Genomic DNA, 7754 nt, shown 5'->3' on the forward strand with positions numbered 1-7754 from the left:
CCCCCGCCGTCGTCCCCGGCGCCTACAGTGGGGCCTCTTCCCCCGCCTGCTCCGCCTGCTCCACGGAGGTCCTCGACCCATGCCCGCCGGTGACTCGTTCGTCCACCTGCACAACCACACCGAGTACTCGATGCTCGACGGGGCCGCCAGGATCGACGAGCTGTTCGCCACCGCGGCCGAGATGGGCATGCCGGCCCTGGCGACCACCGACCACGGCTACATCTTCGGGGCCTACGAGTTCTGGAAGGCCGGCCGCAAGCACGGCGTGAACCCCGTGATCGGCCTGGAGGCGTACCTCACCCCGGGCACCGCCCGCGGCGACAAGACCCGCGTGAAGTGGGGAGACCCGAGCGCCGGCCGCGACGACGTCTCCGGCTCCGGCGCCTACACCCACATGACCATGTGGGCGCAGGACACCGCCGGCATGCACAACCTCTTCCGCATGGCGAGCCTGGCCAGCCTGGAGGGGCACTACTTCAAGCCCCGCATGGACCGCGAGCTGCTCAACACCTACGGCAAGGGGATCATCGCGACGACGGGCTGCCCGTCCGGCGAGGTCCAGACCCGCCTGCGCCTGGGCCAGTACGACCAGGCCGTGGCCGCCGCCGCGGAGTTCCGCGACATCTTCGGCGCCGAGAACTTCTACTGCGAGGTCATGGACCACGGGCTCGAGATCGAGACCCGCATCCAGAAGGACCTCATCCGCCTCGCCAAGGACCTCGGCATCCCGCTGGTCGCCACCAACGACCTGCACTACACGCGCCCGGAGCACTCCGAGGGCCACGCGGCGCTGCTGTGCGTGCAGTCGGGCTCCACGCTGGCGGACCCGAACCGCTTCAAGTTCGACGCCGACGAGTTCTACCTCAAGAGCCCCGCCGAGATGCGCCAGCTGTGGCGCGAGCTGCCGGAGGCCTGCGACAACACCCTCGCCATCGCGGAGCGCTGCTCGGTGGAGTTCACCGAGGGCGTCGGCACGTACATGCCGCGCTACCCGGTGCCGGAGGGGGAGAGCGAGGACTCCTGGTTCGTCAAGGAGGTCGAGCGCGGCCTGCTCATGCGGTTCAAGGGCGACGTGCCCGACGAGAGCCGCCGCGTGGCCGAGTACGAGATCGGCGTCATCACCAAGATGGGCTTCTCGGGGTACTTCCTCGTCGTCGCCGACTTCATCCGGTGGGCCAAGCGCCACGGCATCCGCGTGGGCCCCGGCCGCGGCTCCGGCGCGGGGTCGATCGCCGCGTACGCCCTGGAGATCACCGACCTCGACCCGCAGCGCCACGGCCTGATCTTCGAGCGGTTCCTCAACCCCGACCGCGTCTCCATGCCCGACTTCGACATCGACTTCGACGAGCGCCGGCGCGGCGAGGTCATCAAGTACGTGACGGAGAAGTACGGCGAGAGCCGCGTCGCGCAGATCGTCACCTACGGCACCATCAAGGCCAAGCAGGCCGTCAAGGACGCCTCCCGCGTGCTCGGCTACCCGTTCGCCATGGGCGACCGGATCACCAAGGCGATGCCCGCCGCGGTGATGGGCAAGGACGTGCCGCTCAACCAGATCTTCGAGCCCACCCACAACCGCTACGCGGAGGGCAAGGAGTTCCGCGAGCTGTACGAGGCCGAGGGCGACGTGCAGAAGGTCGTCGAGACGGCCAAGCAGCTCGAGGGCCTGAAGCGCCAGTGGGGCGTGCACGCCGCCGGCGTCATCATGTCCAGCGAGCCCCTGATCGACCTCATCCCGATCATGCGCCGCGAGCAGGACGGCCAGGTCATCACGCAGTTCGACTACCCGAGCTGCGAGTCCCTCGGCCTGATCAAGATGGACTTCCTCGGCCTGCGCAACCTCACGATCATGGACGACGCCGTCCGGCTCGTGGAGCGCAACCGCGGCGAGAAGGTGGTGCTCGAGGAGCTCGAGCTCGACGACCCCGAGACCTACGCCCTGCTCCAGCGCGGCGACACCCTCGGCGTCTTCCAGTTCGACGGCGGGCCCATGCGCTCGCTGCTGCGCCTCATGCGCCCCGACAACTTCGAGGACATCTCGGCCGTCGGCGCCCTGTACCGCCCGGGCCCCATGGGCGCCGGCTCGCACACCAACTACGCCCTGCGCAAGAACGGCCAGCAGGAGATCACGCCGCTGCACCCCGAGCTGGCCGAGCCGCTCGCGGAGGTGCTGGGCACCACCTACGGCCTGATCGTCTACCAGGAGCAGGTGATGTCCATCGCGCAGACCGTGGCGGGCTTCAGCCTCGGTCAGGCGGACCTGCTGCGGCGGGCGATGGGCAAGAAGAAGAAGTCCGAGCTGGACAAGCAGTACGAGAAGTTCTCCGGCGGCATGCACGAGCGCGGCTTCTCCGAGGCCGCGGTCAAGGCCCTGTGGGACGTGCTGCTGCCGTTCTCCGACTACGCGTTCAACAAGGCCCACTCCGCGGCGTACGGCGTCGTCTCCTACTGGACCGCCTACCTCAAGGCGCACTACCCGGCCGAGTACATGGCCGCGGTGCTCACCTCCGTGCGCGACGACAAGGACAAGTCCGCGCTCTACCTCAACGAGTGCCGCCGCATGGGCGTCACCGTCCTCCCGCCCGACGTCAACGAGTCGATCGCCACCTACGCCGCGGTCGGTCCCGACATCCGCTTCGGCCTGGCGGCCATCCGCAACGTCGGCGAGAACGTGGTCGACGCCATCGAGAAGGCCCGCGAGGAGAAGGGCGCCTTCACGAGCTTCGGCGACTTCCTCGCGAAGGTCCCCGCCGTGGTCTGCAACAAGCGCACGGTGGAGTCGCTCATCAAGGCCGGCGCCTTCGACTCCCTCGGCGCCAAGCGGCGCGCCCTGCTGTCCGTCCACGAGGACGCCGTCGACTCCGTGGTCGGCCTCAAGCGCCAGGAGGAGAAGGGCCAGTACGACCTGTTCGGCGGCCTCATGGGCGACGACGACGACGCGGACGGGGTCGGCCAGGGCTCGGCCCTGTCCGTCGCGGTGCCCGACCTGCCCGAGTGGGACAAGAAGGAGCTGCTGGCGCGCGAGCGCGAGATGCTCGGCCTGTACGTCTCCGACCACCCGCTCTTCGGGCTCGAGCACGTGCTGAGCTCGGCCGCGGACTGCTCGGTCGCCACGCTGCTCACCGACGAGTCCCGCCAGGACGGCTCGATGGTGACCATCGCCGGGCTCATCACGGGCCTGCAGCGCAAGATGACCAAGCAGGGCAAGCAGTGGGCCATCGCCACCGTCGAGGACCTCGGCGGTGCGGTGGAGGTGCTGTTCTTCCCCAGCAGCTACGAGCAGTTCGCGCACCTGCTGGCGCCGGACGCGGTCGTCGTCGTCAAGGGTCGCCTGTCGCGACGTGACGACGTGCCGTCGCTGCACGCGCAGGACCTGTCGGTGCCCGACACCTCCGTGGCCGCCGACGGTCCGGTGGTCATCACGCTGCCCGAGCAGCGGTGCACCGAGCCCGTCGCCGACCGGCTCCGCGGGGTGCTGCAGGACCACCGCGGCCAGACGCTGGTGCACCTCAAGCTGCTCACCACCGACAAGCAGGTGCTGGTCTGCCTCGACGACGCGCTGCGGGTGACCCCCTCGCCGTCGCTGTTCGGGGACCTCAAGGCGCTGCTGGGGCCCAGCTGCCTCGTGTGACGCCCCGGCTGCCGGGACGGGCGCGCGCGCTGGTCCCGGTGCTGGGGCCGGTGCTGCTCGGTGCGGTCGTCGGGGTGGTGTGGTGGCTGGTCGCCCCGACCGGCCCGGTGGTGCTGCTGCAGGGCGGGTCCGTGCTGGGCGCCGCCGACCCCGAGCTCACCGCGTCCCAGGACGGCTGGCTCGTCGTGCTGGGCGCAGCAGCCGGGCTGGTGTGCGGTGTGGCCGCCGCGGCCCGGCCGGGGGACGCGCCCGTGCGGCGGAGCCTGCTCGTGGTGGCCGGCTGCCTCTTCGGCGCGGTGGTCGCCTCACAGGTCGGGGCCTGGCTGGGGCCGGCGTCGGTGGCCGACCAGGTGGCCGGCGGGGCCGACCCGGCGCGCGGCCTCGTGAGCCCGCTGCGCGCGCACAGCGCCGGAGTGCTGCTGGCCTGGCCGGCGCTGGCGGCGCTGGTGATGACGATGGGCCACCTGTCCGCCGCCTGGAGCGGCGCTCGCACCCCGCGTGACGCTGACGACGACGCCGCCCTCGCCGACGCCGACGACCTCGCCACCCCCGCCCCCTCCCCCCTCCGCGACGATCAAGGAAGCTAGGCGCGCTCGGGTGTGCCCGACTTCCTTGATCGTCGCGGGAGGGGGAGCGGGTGGTCACGGCACAGGGGGGCAGGACCACCCGGCCGCGCGGGCCACCTGTCTCCACGAGCTCACCGATCTCCGAGCCTCGCTGGTGCTGTCCGCTGGCGATTCCCACGCCGCCGCCCGCTGAGGCGGCTGCCACCCCCAGGCCGGAGACCACGGCCGGTGGGATCAGCTGACGCCGAAGGACACCGTCCAGTGGCCGCGCACCTCGGCGTTGACGCCGATGTACGCCCAGCCCACGTGCATGGTCGTGAAGTCGCGGCTCAGCAGCAGCGCGTTGTGGCCGGGAGACTGCTTCCACCACGCGAGCGCGGCGGTGTTCGAACCCGCGTACTGGTTCCCCCAGCCGTAGTAGTTGATCTCCCCGATGCGGCCGGTGTAGCCGGAGCAGTACTGGGCGCGCTGGGCCGGGCCCATGCCGCGGGAGTCGACGTGGTTCGACGGCGAGAAGCCGCGCTGGGCGGAGTCGAGCGAGGCCCACATGGTCGGTCGCGCCAGACCGGACGACAGCCGCAGCGCCGGCAGGCCGTTGGCGGCGCGGTAGGCGTTGATGTCGTTGAACATCTTCTGCTCGGCGGTGTCGAGCTGCAGGCCCAGCTGGTCGGGTCCGGAGCCGTAGCCCAGGTAGGCGCAGTCGCGCGGGGCGGCCGAGGCCGGCGCGACCGCCGCGACGCCGAGGCCCCCGGCGAGCAGCGCGGCGGCGAGGCCGGTGGTGGCGAAGCGGCGGACGGCGGTGCGAGCGGTGGACGCGGACATGGCGGGGCTCCTCCGGGTCTGGTCTTCCTGCGGGCGTTCGCCCTGGTGAGGAAGAGGAAACCCGGATCCGGAGACGGCCGGCAGGGCACGGGTGCCCTGCCTCTCGCGTGACTGACTTCCTTGATCGTCGCGGAGGGGAGGGGAGGGGAGGGGACGGTCAGCGGCGGCGGAGCTGGACCAGCACCTCGGCGTGCGTGGTCTGCGGGAACATCGCGAACAGCCGCCCCCGCACCGGCTCCCACCCCGGCAGCGCCTCCAGGTCCTTCGCCAGCGAGGCCGGGTTGCAGCTGGAGTACAGCAGGTGGCGGGTGCGTGGGGGAGCGGCGTCCAGCCACCCGCACAGCTGCGCGCCCAGCCCCCGCCGCGGAGGGTTGACGACGACGACGTCGGGCGCCTCCTCGTCCGGCTGCTCGCGCGCCCACGCGGTGGCGTCGGCGTGGAGGAACGCGGTGCTGCCCGTCAGGCCGGCGGCCCCCGCGGCGTCCCGGGCGGCGGCGACGGCCTGCTCGCTGGTCTCGACGCCCACCACGTCCCGTCCCGGGCCCGCCACGTGCAGCGCGAAGCCACCGGCCCCGCAGTAGAGGTCCCACACGCGCAGCGCAGCGGCGCCAGCGCGGCGGCGCTCGTCGTCGTCGAGGTCGTCCACCCAGGAGGAGACCTGGGTGTACAGCTGCCCGGCGACGTCGGTGTTGGTCTGCAGGAAGCCCTGGGGGCGGGCGAGCAGCGTCACCGCGCCCTGGTGGACGGGCAGGCGCTCGGCCGGGGTGAGGGGGACCTCGACGTCGCCCTCGAGCAGCGCCGCGTGCTGCGGGAGGAGGTTGGCGGAGACCACGCGGACCGCCGGCAGCTGCTCGAGCAGCCACGGGAGGTGCTTGCGGATCCGGGGCAGCGACTCGGTGGAGCGCAGCACGAAGCGGACCATGAGCTCGCCGGCGCCGTTGGTGGTGACGTGGACGTGCTTGAGCTCGCCGCGGCGGCCCGGGACGTCGTAGGGGACCAGGGCGGCGCGGGTGGCGAAGGCGCGCAGCGGCTCGAGGGCGTCGGTGACGGAGGCCGGGTAGAGGCCGCAGCGGACCAGGTCGACCCCGTGGCCGGCCTCGTCGAGGACCCCGAGCGTCGGGGCGTCGACCGTCCCCCCGACGACCATCTTGGCGCGGTTGCGGAAGTGCGACTCGGCGCCGGCGGCGGGCTCGAGCCAGGTGGGCACGGTGGGGAGCAGGGCCTCGACGCGCGCCCGCGCGTCAGCCACCTGCACCGCGTGCGGGACGCCCATGAGGGTGCACGACCGGCACGCCCCGGCGTCGAAGTAGTCGCACTGCACGGTGGGAGGTCCGGTCAGGGCGCGGCGACGGGCGCGACCGTCGCCGCGGTGAGGGCCACGAGGTCGGCGGGCGCCAGCTCCACGTCGAGGCCGCGGCGGCCGCCGCTGACCAGGACGGTGGGGTGCGCGGCGGCGGAGCTGTCGACGACGGTGGGCAGCCGCTTGCGCTGCCCCAGCGGGCTGATGCCGCCGCGGACGTAGCCGGTGGTGCGCTCGGCGGCGGCCGGGTCGGCCATGGTGGCGCGCTTGCCGCCGAGCGCGGCGCCGACGGCCTTGAGGTCGAGCTTGGCGCTGACGGGGACCACCGCGACGCCGAGCGCGCCGTCGACCTCCACCACGAGCGTCTTGTAGACGCGCGCCGGGTCGATGCCCAGGGCGTGCGCGGCCTCCAGGCCGTAGCCGACCTCGGCGGAGACGGCGGCGTCGTGCTCGTAGGGGTGCACGGTGTGCGCCACCCCGGCCTTCGCCAGGGCGGTGGTGGCCGGCGTGCCGCCGCCGGCGGTCTTCTTGGCCATCAGTTGTAGACCGGCGGGTCGTCGAGGAGCTCCTGCGCGGGCAGGGAGCGCAGCTCGGCGATGAGCACCTGCTCCTGCCGCAGCAGCCGGCGCTCCTCGCGCAGGCGGGTGGCGGTGTCGGGCAGCTCCAGCAGGCGCTGCCGCTCGGGGAGGTCGAGCACCATGCCGGCCATGACGAGGTAGCTCAGCACGGCCGGGTCGTCAGGGACTCCGCCGGGCACGCCCGTGGTGGCGATGCCCAGCTGCTCGCGGTACGCGGTCCACGCGGCGGCCGTGGACGTGGCCAGGTCGGCGAGGCGGTCGGGGTCGGCGCCGGTCTGCTCGGGCACCGGGCTGACCAGGCCGGTGAGGTACGGGGTGCCGGCGGCGTCGTCGACGCCGTCCAGGCGGAAGCGCACCGCGCCAGAGGTGATGAGCTCGTACCTGCCGTCCCCGGGGCCGTCCGGCTCGGAGACGTCCCGGACCACGGCGGTGCACCCGACCTGGTGCAGGTCGACCGCGCCGGGCCGGGACCCGGCGTCACGGCCGTGGCGCAGCGCGACCACGCCGAACGCCCGCTCCTCCTCGGGCAGGGAGAGCAGGTGCTCGACGAGCGCGACGTAGCGCGGCTCGAAGATCGTCAGGGGCAGCACGAGCCCGGGCACCAGCACGGTGCGCAGCGGGAACAGGGGCAGCCTCTCGCTCACCGCCACAGCCTAAGCAGCCTCCCTGACAACCCGCCGTGATCATGGACGTCCGCCACCCCCGGGGGTGGCGGACGTCCATGATCACGGCGGGGGCGGTCAGGTGCCGCAGAAGGTGGTGTACGGGCCGAAGGCGTCGGGGGCGGGCTCGGCGTAGCGCTCCCACCCGGCGCGCTCCTCGTAGGGGTGGGTGACGACGTCGACGAGGCGCTCCAGCGG

General features: G+C 72.9%; 6 protein-coding genes. 2 read left to right on the top strand and 4 right to left on the bottom strand.

What is annotated here, in order from left to right; all coding sequences use genetic code 11:
- Positions 1-79: 79 nt before the first annotated feature.
- Both dnaE and FHN55_RS15735 read left to right on the top strand, forming a co-directional pair.
- Positions 80-3628, top strand: a complete 3549-nt coding sequence (dnaE, locus tag FHN55_RS15730; protein ID WP_139713265.1) for a DNA polymerase III subunit alpha — start codon at positions 80-82, stop codon at positions 3626-3628.
- On the top strand, positions 3625-4215 hold the full coding sequence (locus FHN55_RS15735) for a hypothetical protein (protein ID WP_139713266.1): 591 nt from the start codon (positions 3625-3627) through the stop codon (positions 4213-4215). The genes dnaE and FHN55_RS15735 overlap by 4 nt, the downstream gene beginning before the upstream one ends.
- Before the next feature lie 213 nt (positions 4216-4428).
- On the opposite strand, the gene FHN55_RS15740 is transcribed toward FHN55_RS15735, so the two are convergent.
- The 4 genes from FHN55_RS15740 to FHN55_RS15755 all read right to left on the bottom strand — a co-directional run bounded on the left by FHN55_RS15740 (position 4429) and on the right by FHN55_RS15755 (position 7538).
- Entirely contained in the window at positions 4429-5016 is a 588-nt protein-coding gene (locus tag FHN55_RS15740; protein WP_139713267.1) for a CAP domain-containing protein, read from the bottom strand.
- A gap of 157 nt (positions 5017-5173) precedes the next feature.
- Positions 5174-6337 (bottom strand): methyltransferase domain-containing protein, encoded by a 1164-nt coding sequence (locus FHN55_RS15745; protein ID WP_139713268.1) that lies wholly within the window; start codon positions 6335-6337, stop codon positions 5174-5176.
- A gap of 14 nt (positions 6338-6351) precedes the next feature.
- Positions 6352-6852, bottom strand: a complete 501-nt coding sequence (gene ybaK, locus FHN55_RS15750) for a Cys-tRNA(Pro) deacylase (RefSeq protein WP_139713269.1) — start codon at positions 6850-6852, stop codon at positions 6352-6354.
- Positions 6852-7538: an LON peptidase substrate-binding domain-containing protein gene (locus FHN55_RS15755; RefSeq protein ID WP_180357877.1), complete on the bottom strand. Its 687-nt coding sequence runs from the start codon at positions 7536-7538 to the stop codon at positions 6852-6854. Before FHN55_RS15755 ends, ybaK begins: the two co-directional genes overlap by 1 nt.
- Between the last annotated feature and the right edge of the window lie 216 nt (positions 7539-7754).

It is taken from the genome of Streptomyces sp. NP160 (assembly GCF_006335115.1).
Lineage (GTDB): Bacteria > Actinomycetota > Actinomycetes > Actinomycetales > Quadrisphaeraceae > Quadrisphaera.